Below are 16,876 nucleotides of genomic sequence, written 5' to 3'. Positions count from 1 at the left end.
GTCGCACCTGCTTCGCGCGCCCGCGGCACGTGGCGGTCAACGGACAGTGGTCGGCGCGACACGCGGCGCCCGCCTCGGCCTCGGGCCGGAGGAAACGGGAACCTGGCGTCGGCTCCAGACAAGAACCAGGTATGAACACACCGTCGAACCAGGGGGCCGCCGGGACATGACTGTGACCGAGCGCTCTGACGCGCTGTTGGTAACGGGGGCGCCTGAACTGTTCGGGGAGCTGTACGAGCGGTACGGCGGCTGGCTGTACGACTTCAGCGCCCGGCGGGTCGGGCGGCAACTCGCCGAGGATCTGGTCGCCGAGACATTCCTGGTGGCGTTCTCGCGACGCGACAGGTACGACACGTCGGTGGCCAACGCGCGCCCGTGGCTGTTCGGCATCCTGAGCAACCTGCTGCGCAACTACCACCGTGCCGAGGTGCGGTGGCTGCGGGCACTGGAGAAGTCGGGTTCGGACCCGCTCGGCGGTTCCGGTCAGCACAACTTCGCCGACCGGGCCAACGAACGGCTCGACGCCAAGGCCGCCACGCAGGCACTGGCCGGCGCGCTCGCCGCGATGCCGCACGACCAACGCGATCTGCTCCTGCTGCATGTCTGGGCCGGCCTGGACTATCCGGAGCTGGCCTCCGCGCTCGGCCTGGCACCGGGCACCGTCCGGTCCCGCCTCCATCGGGCCAAGGCACGCCTGCGCCTCGCGATGCCCGCGCACTACGCACCGTCCACGTCTGCGAACGAGGGAACCGCATGACCATCAATTCTGACTCAGACAATTCGGGCGTCGACCTGCTTGTCGGCTTCCGGGAGAACCTGACCGGCGCTCCGGCGGACGCCACCGACCGGATGCGGCACGCGATCCTCAACGGGTCGGTGTACCGGCGCCCGGCCCCGAAGCGCTGGTTTCTGCGCCGGCCAGTGATGGCGACCGCGACCGCTTTCGCTCTGGCGGGTCTCGCCGTCGGTGGTGTCGCGCTGAGCACGCTTGACGGCGGCACCGGTCAACCGGGCGGAGCCTCCGCCAGCTCGACGGACACGTCCCGCCAGTCGCAGTTGCGCGACGTCGTCTACGTCAGCGCGCAGACCCAGGCCGCGCTTGGCGACGCGGACGACTACGTCGTGAAGGTGCGGGACGCCTACCCGGGCGGCCGGATCGACTACTGGACGGACAAGCAGACCGGAAGCTCCCGGGTCGACATGTACCGGGGCGACGGCAGCCCGGACTCCTCCCTGGTGACGGTCATCGCCGACGGGAAACAGCGCGGCACCCAGATCAGCCACCTCGAGCGGACGTACTTCGAGTTCGTCGGTTCCGCGAAGGACGCGACAGGCACGGTCTTCGTGCCGAACGACCCGGCGACCATCAGGGACTGGCTCGCCAAGGGGAGCCTGGAGATCGTGGGCCAGGAGAAGGTGGACGGGCACGACACCGTGCACCTGCGGTTGAAGCCGGGAACGGCGACCTACACCGCCGAGCTCTGGGTGGACGAGACCTCGTTCCTGCCGTACAAGACGGTCGCCGACAAGAGCGGAAAGGTGACAGGCAAGGCAGAGGTCAGCACCTTCGAGTGGTTGCCCCGCACGGCCGAGAACCTGAGCCATTTCGACCTGACGCCGCCCGCCGGTTACACGAAGTTCGAGGGCAGGACCAAGGGCGACTCGACGAGCACCACTGGCGCCGCCCCGACCCTTCCCGGCGGGCCGACCAACTGACGGTCCGGCCTGATCGGTTCTGCGTCTGCCTCCGGCGGGCGGACGGCGCTACATTCGGCGGGTGCGTACCGCTCAGCAGATCCTCGCCGAAGCCGCCGTGATCGCCGTCGTGGGCGCGTCCCGCGACCCCGGCAAGGCCGCGCACGGCGTGCCGTTGCAGATGCAGCGGTACGGCTGGCGCATCATCCCGGTCAACCCGACCGTCGACGAACTGTTCGGGGAACGGGCGTACAGGTCGCTGGCCGACATCCCGCACCCGGTCGACCTGGTGGACGTGTTCCGGCCGGCGGCCGACGCCGTGCAGGTGGTCCGGGACGCGGCGGCGATCGGCGCCCCGGCGGTCTGGCTGCAGTTGGGCATCGTCTCGGCCGAGGCGCGAAAGATCGCCGAAGAGGCCGGCATGGACTACGTCGAGGACCGGTGCCTGATAGTCGAACGCGCCGCCGCCAACCTGACCCGCCTCACCTAACCAGAAGCGGAGACGAGTGGTCCGTCGGCGCGGACAGCCTCGGTCAGGAGCGTGATGCCCGTGAGTCATCTTGATGCCTCACAGTCATCACGCTCCTGACCGACCGCGCGGCCAGACCGATCGGAGGACGACGGCACGGGCGACCGATCAGCAGGCGCTGATCAGAGCTTGTACTCCTTGAGCAGACCCCGGGAGATGATTGTCTTCTGGATCTCCGAGGTGCCCTCGCCGATGAGTAGGAACGGGGCTTCCCGCATCAGCCGCTCGATCTCGTACTCCTTGGAGTAGCCGTAGCCGCCGTGGATGCGGAACGCCTCCTGGACGACCTCGGCGCAGTATTCGGAGGCGAGCAGCTTGGCCATCCCGGCCTCGACGTCGTTGCGCTGGCCGGCGTCCTTGAGGCGGGCGGCGTTGACCATGAGGGCGTGCGCGGCCTCGATCTTCGTGCCCATCTCGGCGAGCTTGAAGGCGATCGCCTGGTGCTTGGCGAGCGGCTGACCGAACGTCTTGCGCTGCTGGGCGTAGCTGACGGCCAACTCGAAGGCGCGGATGGAGATGCCGCAGGCGCGGGCGGCCACGTTGACCCGGCCCACCTCGATGCCGTCCATCATCTGGTAGAAACCCCGGCCCACCCGGTCGGCCCCACCGAGGATGGCCGAGTCGGGCACGGTCACCCCGTCGAGGACCATCTCGGTGGTCTCGACGCCCTTGTAACCCATCTTCTCGATCTTGCCGGGGATGGTCAGGCCGGGGGCGGTCTCGCCGAAGCCCGGCTCCTTCTCCAGCAGGAAGGTGCTCATGTTGCCGTAGACGGACTCGGCGCCGGTGTCGGTCTTGACCAGGGTGGCCACCACCGAGGAGTACGCCCCGTTGGTCAGCCACATCTTCTGGCCGTTGAGCACGTAGTGGTCGCCCTCCCGTACGGCGCGGGACCCGATCGCCGCGACGTCCGAACCGCAACCGGGTTCTGACATGGAGAACGCGCCGCGCACCTCGCCGGTGGCCATCCTCGGCAGGAGGCGGGTCTTCTGCTCGGCGGAGCCGTGCTGGGAGATCAGGTACGCCACGATGAAGTGGGTGTTGACGATGCCGGAGATCGACATCCAGCCCCGGGACAGTTGCTCCACCACCAGCGCGTAGGTGAGCAGGGACTCGCCCAGCCCGCCGTACTCCTCGTCGATGGTGAGGCCGAACAGCCCCATCTCGCGCATCCCGTCGAGGATGTCGGTGGGGTACTCGTCGGCGTGCTCCAGCCGTTGCGCCTGCGGGATGATCTCCTTGTCGGCGAACTCCCGAACGGTCTCCAGGATCGCCTGTTGCACGTCGGTCAGGCCGGGTGTCTGGGCGAGTCGGGCCATCTCAGCCTCCGGGGATCCGCGCACTACTCGTGGGTAACTGGACGCTGGGTCAGTATCGGTCTCCGCGCCGACCGGGCCAAGGTGACCAGTCCTCACAACCGCTGTGAAAAGGTTCACCGCTGCGGGTAGCGTCCGGCAAGAGGGACTTTTCCGGCACCGGCAGGAGGAGTACAGCTGTGAGCCACCCGCCGCCGTCGGGACCGCCGGCAGACGACCAACCGCCGTCACCCTACGAGCCGCCTCGGGACCAGTCACCGTACGCGCCACCGCAGGGCGGCCAGCCACCGTACGGGCCACCAGCGGACGAATCGTCGCCGTACGGGCAGCAGGGTCCGCAGCAGTCGGCGCACTGGAGCCAACAGCCGTCGTACCCTCCGCAGGGCCCCTACGGCCAGTACGGCCCACCCCCGTCCGGCCCCGGCCGGGGCACCAACGTCCTGGCGATCCTGTCGCTGGTGTTCGCCTTCGTGTTCCCGCCGGCCGGCGCCGTCCTCGGCCACGTGGCGAAGCGGCAGATCCGCACCAGCGGCGAGGAGGGCGACCAGCTCGCCACCTGGGGGCTGATCCTCGGGTACGTGTTCACCGGGCTCACCCTGCTGGCCTGCTGCGGTTGGCTGGCCCTGGTGGCGCTGAGCAACAACGGCGACAGCGGCGGGTACTGACCGCCGGCAACACCCGGATCGCGGTCAGCGGAAGCGGGCCTCGCGGACGCTGTTGCCGCCGTCCACCACAAGCATCTGACCGGTGATGTACGAGGCGGCCGGCGAGCAGAGGAAGCTGATCGCGGCGGCTACCTCGTCCGGAGTGCCCGGTCGACCCACCGGCGTACCCAGCCCCTGCTTGATCTCGGCCATGGTGGACGCCGCGGTGTAGATGGTGCCGGGCGCCACCGCGTTGACGGTCACCCCGTCGGCGATCATCTCCATGGCCAGTGCCCGGGTCAGCCCGACCACCCCGGCCTTCGCCGCCGCGTACGCGGCCTCGGTGGGCAGGGCGTTGACCGGGCCGGCCGTGGCCGCCAGGTTGACGATTCGACCCCAGCCGCGCTCGGCCATTCCACCGATGAACGCCCGACTGCACAGGAAGGCGGTGGACAGGTTGCGGTCGATCTCGCCGCGCCACTCGTCGTAGGTCAACTGGGCGACCGGCCGGAGCACCCCCTGGCTGGCTCGACTGGCGAGGCCGGCGTTGTTGACAAGCACCTCGACGTCGCCCAACTGCTCGGCGACCGCGTCGGCCAGCGCGCCGACCTCGGACTCGTCGGTCAGGTCCGCGACGAAGCCGGTCACGCCCAGTTCGCCGGCCCGCTCGTGGATGCGCCGGGTGGTGGAGACGATGGCCACTCGCGCGCCCAGGTCGACGAGGCGCCGGGCGGTGGCGTACCCGATGCCGTCCGGGCTGCCCGCCCCGGTCACCAGGGCGACCCGCCCGTCGAGCCGCATGGTCACCGGGTCGGTGAGGGCGACCGGCTCGTCCGGGCCGGGGCTGCCCGCCGGCGTGGCCGCGCGGGCACGTCGGGCCCCACCCGGGCGGCTGACGTCCCGTCTGGGTCGGCTGCCGGAACGGTCCGCGGCGCGCGCGTCGAATGCCATGCCAGGATCCTGCCTGTTAGGACCGGCCCGAGCAACGCGGCACCCGGTAGTGGGGGCGTCGGGTTTGCGGTGTGCTGGCTACCCTGACAGCGCATCCCGACCTGACGAAGAGAGCTCGCATGACCAATCCCCCGCCACCCGGCAACTGGTCCGATCCCACGTGGCCGGCTCAGCCGTCGAGCCCCACACCGGATCCGACCCTCGTGGCCGGTCAGTCGGTGCCCGCCCAACCCGGCCCGGCCGACCCGTACGCGCCGGTCGACCCGTACGCCGGGGGCCAGCCGCCGTTCGGTGAGCCGATGAAGGGTTACGCCCCGCCCGCCTACGGCCCGCCCGGCTATCCCCCGCAGTATCCCGGCTACGGCTACCCGGCCGCGCAGAAGACCAACGGGATGGCGATCGCGGCGCTGGTCCTCGCGCTTGTCGGCATCGCGTCCTGCATCACCGCGCCGGTCGGCGCGATCCTCGGGCACGTGGCGCAGAAACAGATCCGGCTCAGCGGCGAGGGCGGTGCGGGGATGGCGAAGGCCGCCATCATCGTCGGCTGGATCCTCACCGGGCTGCTCGGGCTGCTGATCCTCTTCTACGTTGGCGCGATCATCCTCGCGGTCACCACGGGCGCGAGCAACGACAGCAGCTACTGACCCACGGGCGGGGTCGGCGTACCGCCGGGTTTCGGGCCAGGTCGACAGCCGGCGGCGGTCGTCCCGGCCCGACCGGTCACTCGGCCGGTGGGGTGAACGACGAGGTACGGGTCATCCCGGCGGCCCGGCCCTTCGCGGCGACGACGAGCGCCATCTTGCGCGACGCCTCGTCGATCATCTCGTCGCCGAGCATCACCGCGCCGAGCCTGCCGCCGGCCTCCGAGGTGTAGTGCTCGTACGCGTCGAGGATCAACTCGGCGTGGTCGTAGTCGGCCTGCGCCGGTTGGTAGACCTCGTTGGCGGCGTCGATCTGACCCGGGTGCAGCACCCACTTGCCGTCGAAGCCCAGCGCCGCCGAGCGCTTGGCCACCGCACGGAAACCGTCGACGTCCCGGATCTGCAGGAAGGGGCCGTCGATGGCCTGCAGGGCGTGCATCCGGGCGGCCATCAGGATCCGCATCAGGATGTAGTGGTACGGGTCGCCCGGGTAGTCCGGGATCAACGCGCCGACCACCAACGACCTCATGTTGATCGACGCCATGAAGTCGGCCGGGCCGAAGATGATGGTCTCCAGCCGCGGCGAGGCGGCGGCGATGGCGTCCACGTTGACCAGGCCGGCCGCGTTCTCGATCTGCGCCTCGATGCCGATCCGGCCGACCTCCAGGCCGAGCGTCTTCTCGATCTGGGTGAGCAGCAGAGCCAGCCAGTGCACCTGCTCGGCGTTCTGCACCTTCGGCAGCATCAGGCAGTCCAGGTTCCCGCCGGCGCCCTCGACGACCTCGATGACGTCCCGGTAGGTCCACGGGGTGGTCAGGTCGTTGACCCGCACGACCCGGGTCTTGCCGGCCCAGTCACCCTCGTTGAGCGCGGCCACGATGTTCTTGCGCGCGTCCGGCTTCGCCAGTGGGGCGACGGCGTCCTCCAGGTCCAGGAAGACCTGGTCGGCCGGGAGCCCCTGGGCCTTGCCGAGCATCTTGACGCTGGAACCCGGCACGGCGAGGCACGACCGGCGGGGACGACCGACTGCGGCCATGGATGCGCTCCTTCCAGCGTCCGGCGGGCATGCCGACGCCACCTGACTTCGCGGGAAACTTAACGATCCCAAAGGGCGTTGTGACGTCACGGTAACCTCGCGCCATGACCGGGGTGAATGGACCTGTGGAAGATCTCACTGGGCGTCGACTGGTGGTGGTGACCGGGGCCAGCTCCGGCATCGGCCTGGCCGCCGCGGTGCACCTGGCCTGCCGGGGTGACCGGGTGGTGCTGGTCGGGCGGGACCCGGCCCGCCTGCAGGCCGCGGCGGAACGGGTACGGGAGAACTCCGGTGAACGCCCCGAGCTGTTCCGGGCCGACTTCGCGATCCTCGACGACGTACGCCGACTGGCCGAGCAGCTCCGGGCCGCGTACGACCGGATCGACGTGCTCGCCAACAACGCCGGGGCGATCGCACTGCAACCACTGCGCACCGTCGACGGCTTCGAGATGTCGATCCAGGCCAACCACCTGGCCCCGTTCCTGCTGACCAACCTGCTCGCCGACCGGGTGGGCCGGATCGTGGTGACCGCCTCCGGCGCACACCGCTTCGGCTCGCTCGACCCGGACGACCTGAACGCCCCGCTGCGCGGTTACCTGTCGATAAGCGCGTACGGCACCAGCAAGCAGGCGAACATCCTGTTCACCGCCGAGGCGGCGCGGCGCTGGCCGGGCATTCCCGCGTACAGCTTCCACCCCGGGACGGTGCGCACCCGGTTCGCGAACGACAGCAAATTCGTGGCGTTCGGCATGCGGGTCATGCCGTTCCGCAGCCCGGAGAAGGCCGCCGAGACCCTGGTGTGGCTGGCCAACCAGGACCGCTCCCGGCTTGTCGACGGCGGCTACTACAGCGACCGTCGGCTGCGTCGGCCGTACCGGAAGGCCGCCGATCCACAGCTCGCCGCCCGGCTCTGGGCGGCCAGCGCCAAGGCCGTCGGTCTCGACGCCTAACCTGGCCGGCATGCTGACTCTTGTCGCGCTCGTCGAGTTTCCGGTCGGGGCCGAGGCTGCCGGGCAGCGTTACGAGGACACCGTGTTGGCCCTGCTCGGGCGGCACGGCGGCCACCTGGACCGCCGGTTGCGCGGCACCGACGGGCAGACCGAGGTGCACGTGATCCACTTCGAGGGTCGGGCCGGCTACGAGTCGTTCCTCGCCGACCCGGAGCGGGCCGCGCTGCGTACCGCCCTCGGCGAAGCCGCTCCGACGACCCGGGTCATCGAGGTCCACGAGGTCTGAGCGCCCACCGCAACCCGGCTGGGCCGTGCGGTCAGCCGTCCAACGGGGTCGGGTCGGCGGGCAGCGCGGTCGGTGTGCCCCGGCGAGCGGCCCGGCCACCGCCGAGCACCACCACCGCCACCCCGACCAGCAGCAGCGCCATCCCGACCAGCGCGTACGGGCGGGGCAGTTGACCCAGCCAGGCCCAGCCGAGCAGAGCCGCGCCGGGCGCCTCCAGCAGGATCAGCACGCTCACCGTGGTCGCGGAGATCTTCCGCAGGGCGTAGTTGAACATCGAGTGCCCGAGCAGTTGGGCGCCGGCTACCAGGGCCAGGATGGCCAGCCAGGTGTGCCCGTCGAACCCGGTCAGCCGTACGCCGCCGACCAGGCACACCACCAGCAGGATCAGCGCGCAGATCCCGTAACAGATGGTGGTGTAGGTGGTGGTGCTGATGCTGGCGCGCGCCCGCTCACCGAAGGCGGTGTAGACGGCCGCGAACAGCCCGCCGGCCAGCGCCAACACGTCGCCGAGGACGGCGCTGCCGGAGACACCCACGTCGGTCCCGGTGGCGATCGCCGCGCCGCCGACCGCCACCGCGATGCCGATCCACACCACCCGGGGCAGTCGACGCCCCTGGGCGCGGGCGATCAGCCCCTGCCAGACCGGCTGCGTGGCGACCAGGGCGGTGGACGTGGCGACGGAGGTGAGCTGGGCGCTGGGCACCCAGGTGGCGAAGTGGCCCGCCAACGCGACCCCGGACAGGACGCAGAACAGGCCCTCCCGCCGTCGGACGCCTCGGGTCAGCCCGCGGAACTCGGCGCGGCGCCGGGCCAGCGCGAAGGGGCTCAGCACGGCCACCGCGAGCAGGTTGCGCCAGAACGCGATGGCCAGCGCGGGGGCGGCCGCGTACGCGATGAGCGGCGCGGACGACGACACGGCGACCACGGCCAGGCCGACCGCGCCGGTGGTCAGCAGGTCCGGGGACGGGCGGTGTGGAGGTGGGGACACGGGACGTAATCCTCACACGTATGACGGTCAGCACGGAGGGTCAGCACTCCGTTACGATCACGCGGGTCCCGCCGGTGACCCTCTACCGCCCGGAGAGGCGTTCCCATGCCCAGCTACCAGGCGGTGCTGTTCGACTTCTTCGGCACCCTGACCCGTCCGGTGCAGCGTGGTGTCGCGCACGTCGGCACCGCCGAGCTGCTCGGGTGCCCCACCGACACCCTGACCGAGGTGCTGGACCGCACCTACTACGAGCGGGCCACCGGCCGGCTGGGCGACGCGGAGGCGACCCTGCGCTGGGTGTGCGCCCAGGCCGGCGTACACCCGAGTGACCATGCGGTGCGGGCGGCGGTGGCGTCGCGGCACCGGGCCGTCCGCGCGGACACCTGGCTGCGGGCCGACGCGGTGTCCGTCCTGGCCGCCCTGCGCCAGCGTGGCCTGCACACCGGTGTGATCAGCGACTGTACGCACGAACTGCCGGCCTTCCTGCCACAGCTCGCGGTGGCCCCACTGCTCGACGTGCGGGTCTTCTCGGTGCAGGTAGGACGGTGCAAGCCGGATCCGGTGCTGTACCTGACCGCCTGCCAACGGCTCGGGCTCACGCCCGCCGACTGCCTGTACGTCGGTGACGGCGGCAGCCAGGAGCTGACCGGCGCCGAGCGGGCCGGGATGACCGCCGTCCGACTGGCCGCGCCGGACCTGGCCACGCACCTGGTGTTCAACGCCGATCTGGACTGGCGAGGGCCCACCCTCGGCGCACTGGGTGAGGTGCTCACCCTCGTCGACGACTACGTCGAGGTGGTGGGCGTCGGCGGCCGGGCCGGCTGATTCCGCCAGCGGCGGCTCCGGTGCGGGCCAGCTCAGGCAGCGGCGGACCCGGTCAGCGGCGGCGGACCCGGTGCGGGCGGGCGCGCGGTCAGCGGCGGCGGACCCGGTGCAGGCGGAACGGTTTGCGGGTGGCCCGGACCGCCGGGGTGGCCCGGGGTGCCTCGGCCTGCGCGTCGGCCGGCAGGTCCGCGCCGGCCAACGGCGGACCCGCCGGGCTGAGTCGGTTCACCGCGCACCCGTCCGCGGCCCAGCGGGCCACCAGGTCGGCAGTCGGGCCCGGCGCGTTGAGGCGCTTCGCCGCCACCAGGGGCGCGGCGGTGTCCCACGCCTCGGTGCCCGGCAGCACCCGGCTCACCCGGGCCGGCCAGGTGACGATCCGACCGCCGTGGTCACCGCGCAGGGTGACCTGCGCCTCGGTCGCCTCGGCGAGGCCCGGCGCGGCCTGCTCGCCCGGCCCGGAAACCACCAGCAGCGCGCCCTCGAGCGGGGCGCACCAGAGCGCGAGCGCCGGCCCGCCGGACACACTGACCCAGGCCACGGCGGCCTTCTTCATCGCCTCGTCGACAAGTGGCGTGCCGCCGGGGGCGTCCTCGTCCGTCACACCCGCATCCTCCCGCATCGGTGCCTCCGCTCAACCCACGAAGGGCGGAACGCTGATCTCGCCCCGGGCCACCGGCATCACCTGGCCGGCGACCGTCGCCCCGACCGCCACCCCGTTCGCCGCGGTGACCGTGCAGGTCAGCGCGGACGGGCGGTTCATCTCCACACCCTGGCGGACCGCGTACTCCGACAACCCCTCGCCGGGCAGCAGCCCGGTCGCCACCAGCCACACACCGAGGCCGAGCGCGGCCGAGCCGGTAGCCGGATCCTCCGGGACGCCCATCCCCGGCACGAACACCCGGGCGTGCGCGCTTCGCGCGGCGGCGTCCCAGGAGAAGACGCTGACCTGCGACACCCCGTACCGCTGCGCCGCCGCCGGCTGCACGCGGGCGCGGGCCACCGACTCCGGTCGCACCGGCAGGTACGGGAACTCCAGCCCGCAGCCGGCGACGCGTGGGGCGGGCCCGACGTGGTCGTCCAAGGTCAACCCGGCGATCTCCAGCAACGGCTCCGGGTCCAACTCCGGCCCGAGGGTCGGTGCGCCACCGGTCAGCGTCGCCCCGGTCGGGGTCACCTCGATCGGCAGCACCCCGGCCCCACATTCCTGAGTGACCTGCCCCACACCGAAGATGCCCCGCCGGCTCGCGGTGACCGCCGCACCGACGCTGGGGTGCCCGGCGAACGGCAACTCCTCGACCGGGGTGAAGATCCTGGCCCGGTAGGTGGCTCCGACCTGGGTCGGCGGCAGCACGAACACCGTTTCGGAGAGGTTGAACTCCAGCGCGAGCGCCTGCATCTGCTCGGCGGCCAGCCCCTCCGCGCCGAACACCACGGCCAGCGGGTTGCCGGCGAAGGGGCGGTCGGTGAAGACGTCCACGATCTCGTAGGCCAAGGTCGACATGTTGATAAACACTAGGCGCTTAGGCTGGTGCCCGTGAGCACGCCGACCCGGGTCTACATCGCCCGTCTCGCCGGAGTCGCCGTCTTCGACCCGAACGGCGACCAGGTGGGCCGGGTTCGCGACGCCGTGGCACGGCTACGGGCGACCAAACGACCGCCGGAGGTGGTCGGCCTCGTGGCCGAGATGCCGATGCGTCGTCGGATCTTCCTGTCCATCAACCGGATCACCTCCATCGACGCGGACGCCGTCGTGCTCGGCTCCGGCACCCTGAACCTGCGCCGGTTCGAGAAGCGCGGCAACGAGCTGCTGGTCCTCCAGGAGCTGCTCGACCGGCGGGTGCAACTCGACCCGGGTGGCCAGCCCGGCACGGTCGTGGACGTCGCGATGGAGTGCACGCGGGGCGGCGAGTGGTCCCTGACCCGTGTCGCCGTGCGCGAGCAGACCGGTCGGCTCAGCCGCCGCGGCCACCTGCACCAGGTCGAGTGGGACCGGGTGCGCGGCCTCAGCGGCATCGCCGACAACCGGGGTACGGCGAATCTGCTCGCCGTCCTGGAGGACATGCGACCGGCCGACCTGGCCAACGCGCTTCAGGACCTGCCCGACGCACGGCGCAACGAGGTCGCGGCGGCGTTGGACGACGAGCGGCTGGCCGACGTGCTCAGCGAGCTGCCGGAGCACGACCAGGTGGAGATCCTCGCCGCGCTGGACCGGGAACGGGCCGCGGACGTGCTGGAGGAGATGGACCCGGACGACGCCGCCGACCTGCTCAACGAGCTGCCCCCACCGGAGCAGGACGTGCTGCTGGACCTGATGGAGCCGGACGAGGCCGACCCGGTGCGTCAGCTCCTGAAGTACACGCCCGGAACGGCGGGCAGTGTGATGACCTCGGAGCCGGTCATCCTGCCGCCGGACGCCACAGTCGCCGAGGCGCTGGCCCGGATCCGGGAGCCACAACTGTCCCCCGCCGTCGCCGCGCAGGTCTTCGTGACCCGGGCACCACAGAACACCCCGACCGGCCGCTACCTGGGCATGGTGCACTTCCAGGCGCTGCTGCGCGAGCCGCCTGCCGACCTGCTGGGCAAGGTGGTGGTCAACGACATCGACCCCCTGCGCCCGACCACCCCGCTGCCGGAGATCACCCGCCGGATGGCCACCTACGACCTCGTCGCCATGCCGGTGATCGATCGGAGCAACCGGCTGGTCGGCGCGGTGACCGTGGACGACGTGCTGGACCACTCGCTACCCCGGGACTGGCGGGACCGAGACGCCCTGACCGCCCCGGGCACCACCGACGCGGCGCTGGACGGCGCGGATGGCTGAGCAGCGGCGTAACGAACGGCTCGACCAGCCGCGTGAGCCCCGGGGCATCAAGCTGCCCCGGTTCGACGCGGAGGCGTTCGGCAGGTGGTCGGAGGGCATCGCCCGGGGCATGGGGACTGCGAACTTCATCGTCGTCATGACGGTGGTGATCACGATCTGGTTCGTCTGGAACACGGTGGCCCCGGCGAACCTGCGCTTCGACCCGTACACCTTCACGTTCTTGACCCTGGTGTTGTCGTTGCAGGCCAGCTACGCGGCCCCGCTGATCCTGCTGGCACAGAACCGGCAGGCCGACCGGGACCGGGTGGCCCTGGAGGAGGACCGGCGGCGAGCCACCGCGCAGAAGGCGGACACCGAGTACCTGGCCCGGGAGATCGCGGCACTGCGGATCGCGCTGGGTGAGGTGGCCACCCGCGACTTCCTCCGCTCCGAGCTGGCCCGACTGGCCGAGGAACTCGACGAGATGGGGCAGCGTCGGCAGCGGCTGGAACGCCGCCAACAGGAGAAGGACAGCCGGCAGGAGAAGCGCGGCCAACGACCGACCGACGGTGTCGGCCTGGACGAGCCACGCGACGACCTGGACGGCGACTTCGTCCGCGACGCCCGGCCGGACGGCACCGGGCCGCGCCGGTCCGACAGCTGATCGGTGGGTCATCGATTGGCTCACACCGCACCGGGCAGCGGCGGCAACGGATGCCCCGCGACGTAGCATTGCGGGCATGTCAGCACCCGTGAGCACCGTCGAGGACGCGATCCAGGCCGCCCTGGCCACCGTCAACGACCCGGAGATCCGCCGGCCCATCACCGAGCTGGGCATGGTCCGCTCCGCCACGATCGCTGCCAACGGCGTCGTCCGCGTCGAGCTGCTGCTGACCGTCGCCGGCTGCCCGCTCAAGGACAAGCTGCGTACGGACATCACCACCGCGGTCGCCGCGGTGCCCGGCGTCACCGGCGTGGAGATCGACTTTGGTGTGATGACCCCCGAGCAGCGGCAGTCGTTGCAGTCGCAGCTGCGCGGCGGAGGCGCCACCGAGGAGCCGGTCATCCCGTTCGCCCAGCCCGGCTCGCGCACCCGGGTGTACGCGGTGGCCAGCGGCAAGGGCGGCGTCGGCAAGTCCAGCGTGACGGTCAACCTGGCGGCGGCGCTCGCCGCCCGCGGGCTCTCCGTCGGCGTGGTCGACGCGGACATCTACGGCCACTCGGTGCCCCGGATGCTCGGCACGGAGGCCCGGCCCACCCGCGTCGAGGACATGATCATGCCGCCGCAGGCGCACGGCGTGAAGGTGATTTCCATCGGCATGTTCACCTCCGGCAACGCCGCGGTGGTGTGGCGCGGCCCGATGCTGCACCGGGCGTTGCAGCAGTTCCTGGCCGACGTCTACTGGGGCGACCTGGACGTGCTCCTGCTCGACCTGCCGCCGGGCACGGGTGACGTGGCCATCTCACTGGCCCAGTTGCTGCCCAACTCGGAGATCCTGATCGTCACCACCCCGCAGACCGCCGCCGCCGAGGTGGCCGAGCGAGCCGGTGCGATCGCCCTGCAGACCCACCAGCGGGTGGTCGGCGTCATCGAGAACATGTCCTGGCTGGAGCTGCCGGACGGCTCCCGGATGGAGATCTTCGGTGCCGGCGGCGGCACGGCCGTCGCCGAGTCGCTGAGCCGGACCATCGGCGCCCAGGTGCCGCTGCTCGGTCAGATCCCGCTGGACACCCGCGTCCGCGAGGCCGGCGACGCCGGCAACCCGATCGTGCTGGCCGAGCCGGAGTCCCCGGCCGCACAGGCCCTCGGCACGATCGCCGACCGGCTCGCGCTACGCCGCGAGTCGCTGCTCGGCAAGCCGCTCGGCCTCAAGCCCGCCGGTCGCTGATTGCTGACCGCCAGCGGGTGCTGCCCGCCCCGTCGCTGGGCGCTGGCGCTGCCTGCCCCGTCGCTGGGCGCTGGCGCTGCCTGCCCCGTCGCTGGGCGGCGGGCGCGGGCTGGTCGTCTGGCGCGGGCTGGTCTGCGGGCGCTCGGCGGCATGATCGACTCGACTTTCAGGAAACCGGGGCATCTCGCGCCCGTTAACTGGCCGACATCCTGAAAACCGAGTTGATCTTTGCTGCACCCGCGGGTGGGATGGCTGGCGGTCAGGTGGCGTCGTCGTAGCTGACGCGGGGTGCCGGGGCCGGGGTGCTGCTGCTGGTGGCGGTGCCGGGCCCGGTGCCGTTCGACCGCAGGTCCGCGGCACTGGCCACGTCCTTCAGGTCGTCGTGCACGCTGCTGACGTCCGCACGCAGGTTGTCGTAGACGCCCTGCAACGGCTTGCGGATCGCCGCCTCGTCCTCCTCGCTGAGGAGGTGCTTGCGGATGAACGCCTTGGGGTGCAGGTCCTCAAGCTGGATATCGGTGCCCAGCTCGCGACTCAGGTCGCCGGTGGCATTGCGGGCCATGTTGCGCAGGTTGCGCACCAGCCGCAGGCCGTCGTTGATGACCGTGGGCAGCTTGTCACCGAAGATCAACAGCGCCAGGAGCAGCAGCGCACCGATCTCCCACCAGTTCAGGTTGTCGAGCATCCCGCGGGCCTCCTCTCGGCGTCAGCAGCAAGACTACGCACGCCGCCCGACTTTCGGGCAAGGGGTGAGCCGCTGTTCACTTCGCGTCCGCGGTGAGAGTTACCGAGGTGTTCTGCCGGGCGGAGCCCCGTCGAAACTCGACAGACACCACCGAGCCGGGCGCGAACTTGCGGACCAACGCGGTCAGGTCCGTCGGCTCGGTCATCGGCCGTCCGTTGATCTTGAGGATGACGTCACCGACCTTCAACCCGGCACTGTCCGCCGGGCCGGACGGCTCGACCTCCGCCAGCCGAAGGCCACCCCCGGGCGCCCCGGTCGGGCCTTCCGCCCGGGCGCCGATCACCGTACGCCGGGCCTTGCCGGTGCCGATGATGTCCTGGGTCACCCGCTTGGCCTGGTTGATCGGGATGGCGAAGGCGAGCCCGATGTTGCCCGCCTCCTGCCCCTCGGCGACAAGTGACTTGATCGTCGAGTTCACCCCGACCACCCGTCCGGCGCCGTCGACCAACGGCCCGCCCGAGTTGCCGTGGTTGACCGCGGCGTCGGTCTGGATGGCCGCGTAGTAGCGCATCGGGCCACCCGGCTCACCGGCCTGCATCGTCCGGTCCACGGCGCTCACGATGCCGGCGGTGACCGTGTTGGCGAGCGACAGCGGCGAGCCGATGGCGAGCACCGGGTCACCGACCGCCAACGAGTCGGAATCGCCGAACTCCACAGGTCGCAACCCGGTACGACTCACCTTGATCACCGCGATGTCCGACTCCGGATCCTGACCGACGATGGTCGCCGGCGCGGTGCTGCCGTCGTTGAAGACCACCGACGCCTTACCGCTGCCGCCGGCCACCACGTGGTCGTTGGTGATCACATGGCCGTCGGCGGTGGCAATGAACCCGGAGCCCTCGCTGGTCCCGCCGAGGCTGCTCACCCGGACGGTGACCACGCTGGGCAGGACACGTTCGGCGACACCGGCCAGCGACTCCGGCTTGCGCTGGGCCAGCGCTGGCACCTCCGCTGGCGCACCGCCGAGCACCACCCCACCACCAACCCCACCGCGTACCGCGAACGCGTAGCCCAACGCCCCACCGAGGGCGCCGGCCAGCAGCGCGGTGAGCACGGGAATGAGCAACAGGTGTCGTAGCTTCGGCCGACCCGGCGCGTCCGGATCGGAGACCGGCTCGGGCTCGGTGCCGGCCGCCACCACCCCCGGCACCACCACCGCGGCCGGCGCCGCCGGGTCCCGCCAGGGATCGGCGAGCGCGTCCGACCACCAGGGCGACGCACCGGCCGTGCCGGTCGCGCCGGCGGTCGGCACCGGCCAGCCCGCCGACGGCCCCACGGCCGGCCCACCCCTCACCGGCGACACCGGCGGGTACCCGTATGCCGACCCGCCGGTCAGCGGCACAGCCGGCACACCACCCGGCGGCACAGCCGACCCGCCACCCGGCGGCCCAGCGGGCGCACTGCCCGGCGGCACGGCAGCGGGCGTACTGCCGACGCCCGGCGTGGTCGGCAGTCCCGCCGGTGGGGCCCCTGCCCCGGGCGGTCGCGCCGGAGCCGGAGTCTCACCGCCCCGGCGCCAGTCCCAGCCGTCGGTCACGTTGGTGCCTCCCAGTCCGTCCCCGGATCCCGCGCCGCGTCGCC

General features: G+C 71.7%; 19 protein-coding genes. 11 read left to right on the top strand and 8 right to left on the bottom strand.

Annotated features, from left to right (window positions below; all coding sequences use genetic code 11):
- Positions 1-172: 172 nt before the first annotated feature.
- The 3 genes from AB0B14_RS03965 (at position 173) to AB0B14_RS03955 (ending at position 2,185) form a co-directional block, all read left to right on the top strand.
- On the top strand, positions 173-757 hold the full coding sequence (locus AB0B14_RS03965) for a sigma-70 family RNA polymerase sigma factor (RefSeq protein WP_357075801.1): 585 nt from the start codon (positions 173-175) through the stop codon (positions 755-757).
- Complete coding sequence (locus AB0B14_RS03960) at positions 754-1,716, top strand: hypothetical protein (RefSeq protein ID WP_357075804.1); 963 nt, start codon at positions 754-756, stop codon at positions 1,714-1,716. Before AB0B14_RS03965 ends, AB0B14_RS03960 begins: the two co-directional genes overlap by 4 nt.
- A 61-nt stretch (positions 1,717-1,777) precedes the next feature.
- Positions 1,778-2,185, top strand: coding sequence for a CoA-binding protein (locus tag AB0B14_RS03955; RefSeq protein WP_357075807.1), 408 nt, complete (start codon positions 1,778-1,780; stop codon positions 2,183-2,185).
- Between the two features lie 161 nt (positions 2,186-2,346).
- Here AB0B14_RS03955 and AB0B14_RS03950 read toward each other — a convergent pair whose 3' ends face one another.
- Positions 2,347-3,543, bottom strand: coding sequence for an acyl-CoA dehydrogenase family protein (locus AB0B14_RS03950; RefSeq protein WP_357521152.1), 1,197 nt, complete (start codon positions 3,541-3,543; stop codon positions 2,347-2,349).
- 176 nt (positions 3,544-3,719) lie between these two features.
- Here AB0B14_RS03950 and AB0B14_RS03945 point away from each other — a divergent pair, with 176 nt between their 5' ends.
- Complete coding sequence (locus tag AB0B14_RS03945; RefSeq protein WP_357075813.1) at positions 3,720-4,205, top strand: DUF4190 domain-containing protein; 486 nt, start codon at positions 3,720-3,722, stop codon at positions 4,203-4,205.
- Positions 4,206-4,229: 24 nt separating this feature from the next.
- On the opposite strand, the gene AB0B14_RS03940 is transcribed toward AB0B14_RS03945, so the two are convergent.
- Positions 4,230-5,135: an SDR family NAD(P)-dependent oxidoreductase gene (locus AB0B14_RS03940; RefSeq protein ID WP_357075816.1), complete on the bottom strand. Its 906-nt coding sequence runs from the start codon at positions 5,133-5,135 to the stop codon at positions 4,230-4,232.
- A gap of 119 nt (positions 5,136-5,254) precedes the next feature.
- Here AB0B14_RS03940 and AB0B14_RS03935 point away from each other — a divergent pair, with 119 nt between their 5' ends.
- Positions 5,255-5,779 carry a DUF4190 domain-containing protein gene (locus AB0B14_RS03935; protein ID WP_357521150.1) on the top strand — a complete coding sequence of 175 codons (525 nt, stop codon included), beginning with the start codon at positions 5,255-5,257 and terminating at the stop codon, positions 5,777-5,779.
- Positions 5,780-5,855: 76 nt separating this feature from the next.
- Here AB0B14_RS03935 and AB0B14_RS03930 read toward each other — a convergent pair whose 3' ends face one another.
- Positions 5,856-6,812, bottom strand: a complete 957-nt coding sequence (locus tag AB0B14_RS03930; protein WP_357075821.1) for a CoA ester lyase — start codon at positions 6,810-6,812, stop codon at positions 5,856-5,858.
- 125 nt (positions 6,813-6,937) lie between these two features.
- Here AB0B14_RS03930 and AB0B14_RS03925 point away from each other — a divergent pair, with 125 nt between their 5' ends.
- Complete coding sequence (locus AB0B14_RS03925; RefSeq protein ID WP_357521305.1) at positions 6,938-7,762, top strand: SDR family NAD(P)-dependent oxidoreductase; 825 nt, start codon at positions 6,938-6,940, stop codon at positions 7,760-7,762.
- Positions 7,763-7,772: 10 nt separating this feature from the next.
- Positions 7,773-8,048 (top strand): hypothetical protein, encoded by a 276-nt coding sequence (locus AB0B14_RS03920; protein ID WP_357075824.1) that lies wholly within the window; start codon positions 7,773-7,775, stop codon positions 8,046-8,048.
- Positions 8,049-8,079: 31 nt separating this feature from the next.
- On the opposite strand, the gene AB0B14_RS03915 is transcribed toward AB0B14_RS03920, so the two are convergent.
- On the bottom strand, positions 8,080-9,036 hold the full coding sequence (locus AB0B14_RS03915; RefSeq protein WP_357521148.1) for a DMT family transporter: 957 nt from the start codon (positions 9,034-9,036) through the stop codon (positions 8,080-8,082).
- Positions 9,037-9,141: 105 nt separating this feature from the next.
- On the opposite strand from AB0B14_RS03915, the gene AB0B14_RS03910 reads away from it, so the two are divergent.
- Positions 9,142-9,861 (top strand): HAD family hydrolase, encoded by a 720-nt coding sequence (locus tag AB0B14_RS03910; protein WP_357521146.1) that lies wholly within the window; start codon positions 9,142-9,144, stop codon positions 9,859-9,861.
- Positions 9,862-9,949: 88 nt separating this feature from the next.
- Here the strand turns inward: AB0B14_RS03910 and AB0B14_RS03905 are convergent, their stop codons facing one another.
- Positions 9,950-10,480, bottom strand: coding sequence for a hypothetical protein (locus AB0B14_RS03905; RefSeq protein WP_357521144.1), 531 nt, complete (start codon positions 10,478-10,480; stop codon positions 9,950-9,952).
- A 12-nt stretch (positions 10,481-10,492) separates the two neighbouring features.
- Entirely contained in the window at positions 10,493-11,362 is an 870-nt protein-coding gene (locus AB0B14_RS03900; protein ID WP_357521142.1) for a PhzF family phenazine biosynthesis protein, read from the bottom strand.
- Positions 11,363-11,395: 33 nt separating this feature from the next.
- Here AB0B14_RS03900 and AB0B14_RS03895 point away from each other — a divergent pair, with 33 nt between their 5' ends.
- From AB0B14_RS03895 to AB0B14_RS03885, 3 genes are all read left to right on the top strand, one after another.
- On the top strand, positions 11,396-12,682 hold the full coding sequence (locus AB0B14_RS03895) for a CBS domain-containing protein (RefSeq protein WP_357521140.1): 1,287 nt from the start codon (positions 11,396-11,398) through the stop codon (positions 12,680-12,682).
- Positions 12,675-13,325 carry a DUF1003 domain-containing protein gene (locus AB0B14_RS03890; RefSeq protein WP_357521138.1) on the top strand — a complete coding sequence of 217 codons (651 nt, stop codon included), beginning with the start codon at positions 12,675-12,677 and terminating at the stop codon, positions 13,323-13,325. Before AB0B14_RS03895 ends, AB0B14_RS03890 begins: the two co-directional genes overlap by 8 nt.
- Positions 13,326-13,401: 76 nt before the next feature.
- Entirely contained in the window at positions 13,402-14,550 is a 1,149-nt protein-coding gene (locus AB0B14_RS03885; protein ID WP_357075846.1) for an Mrp/NBP35 family ATP-binding protein, read from the top strand.
- Between the two features lie 259 nt (positions 14,551-14,809).
- Here the strand turns inward: AB0B14_RS03885 and AB0B14_RS03880 are convergent, their stop codons facing one another.
- Both AB0B14_RS03880 and AB0B14_RS03875 read right to left on the bottom strand, forming a co-directional pair.
- Positions 14,810-15,235, bottom strand: coding sequence for a preprotein translocase subunit TatB (locus tag AB0B14_RS03880; RefSeq protein ID WP_357075849.1), 426 nt, complete (start codon positions 15,233-15,235; stop codon positions 14,810-14,812).
- Positions 15,236-15,311: 76 nt separating this feature from the next.
- The gene (locus tag AB0B14_RS03875) at positions 15,312-16,571 is read right to left on the bottom strand and encodes a trypsin-like peptidase domain-containing protein (protein ID WP_357521303.1); all 1,260 of its coding nucleotides are present in this window, start codon (positions 16,569-16,571) and stop codon (positions 15,312-15,314) included.
- Between the last annotated feature and the right edge of the window lie 305 nt (positions 16,572-16,876).

It is taken from the genome of Micromonospora sp. NPDC049171, from assembly GCF_040648275.1.
Classification (GTDB): Bacteria; Actinomycetota; Actinomycetes; order Mycobacteriales; family Micromonosporaceae; genus Micromonospora.
This window is presented reverse-complemented; position numbering and strand designations above follow the sequence as displayed.

Excerpts from the sequence above, each read along its gene's own strand:
- AB0B14_RS03940 (WP_357075816.1), bottom strand. The coding sequence starts at position 5,135 with ATGGCATTCGACGCGCGCGCCGCGGACCGTTCCGGCAGCCGACCCAGA.
- AB0B14_RS03905 (WP_357521144.1), bottom strand. The coding sequence starts at position 10,480 with ATGCGGGAGGATGCGGGTGTGACGGACGAGGACGCCCCCGGCGGCACG.
- AB0B14_RS03900 (WP_357521142.1), bottom strand. The coding sequence starts at position 11,362 with ATGTCGACCTTGGCCTACGAGATCGTGGACGTCTTCACCGACCGCCCC.
- AB0B14_RS03935 (WP_357521150.1), top strand. The coding sequence starts at position 5,255 with ATGACCAATCCCCCGCCACCCGGCAACTGGTCCGATCCCACGTGGCCG.
- AB0B14_RS03910 (WP_357521146.1), top strand. The coding sequence starts at position 9,142 with ATGCCCAGCTACCAGGCGGTGCTGTTCGACTTCTTCGGCACCCTGACC.
- AB0B14_RS03885 (WP_357075846.1), top strand. The coding sequence starts at position 13,402 with ATGTCAGCACCCGTGAGCACCGTCGAGGACGCGATCCAGGCCGCCCTG.
- AB0B14_RS03890 (WP_357521138.1), top strand. The coding sequence starts at position 12,675 with ATGGCTGAGCAGCGGCGTAACGAACGGCTCGACCAGCCGCGTGAGCCC.
- AB0B14_RS03960 (WP_357075804.1), top strand. The coding sequence starts at position 754 with ATGACCATCAATTCTGACTCAGACAATTCGGGCGTCGACCTGCTTGTC.
- AB0B14_RS03950 (WP_357521152.1), bottom strand. The coding sequence starts at position 3,543 with ATGGCCCGACTCGCCCAGACACCCGGCCTGACCGACGTGCAACAGGCG.
- AB0B14_RS03920 (WP_357075824.1), top strand. The coding sequence starts at position 7,773 with ATGCTGACTCTTGTCGCGCTCGTCGAGTTTCCGGTCGGGGCCGAGGCT.
- AB0B14_RS03930 (WP_357075821.1), bottom strand. The coding sequence starts at position 6,812 with ATGGCCGCAGTCGGTCGTCCCCGCCGGTCGTGCCTCGCCGTGCCGGGT.
- AB0B14_RS03880 (WP_357075849.1), bottom strand. The coding sequence starts at position 15,235 with ATGCTCGACAACCTGAACTGGTGGGAGATCGGTGCGCTGCTGCTCCTG.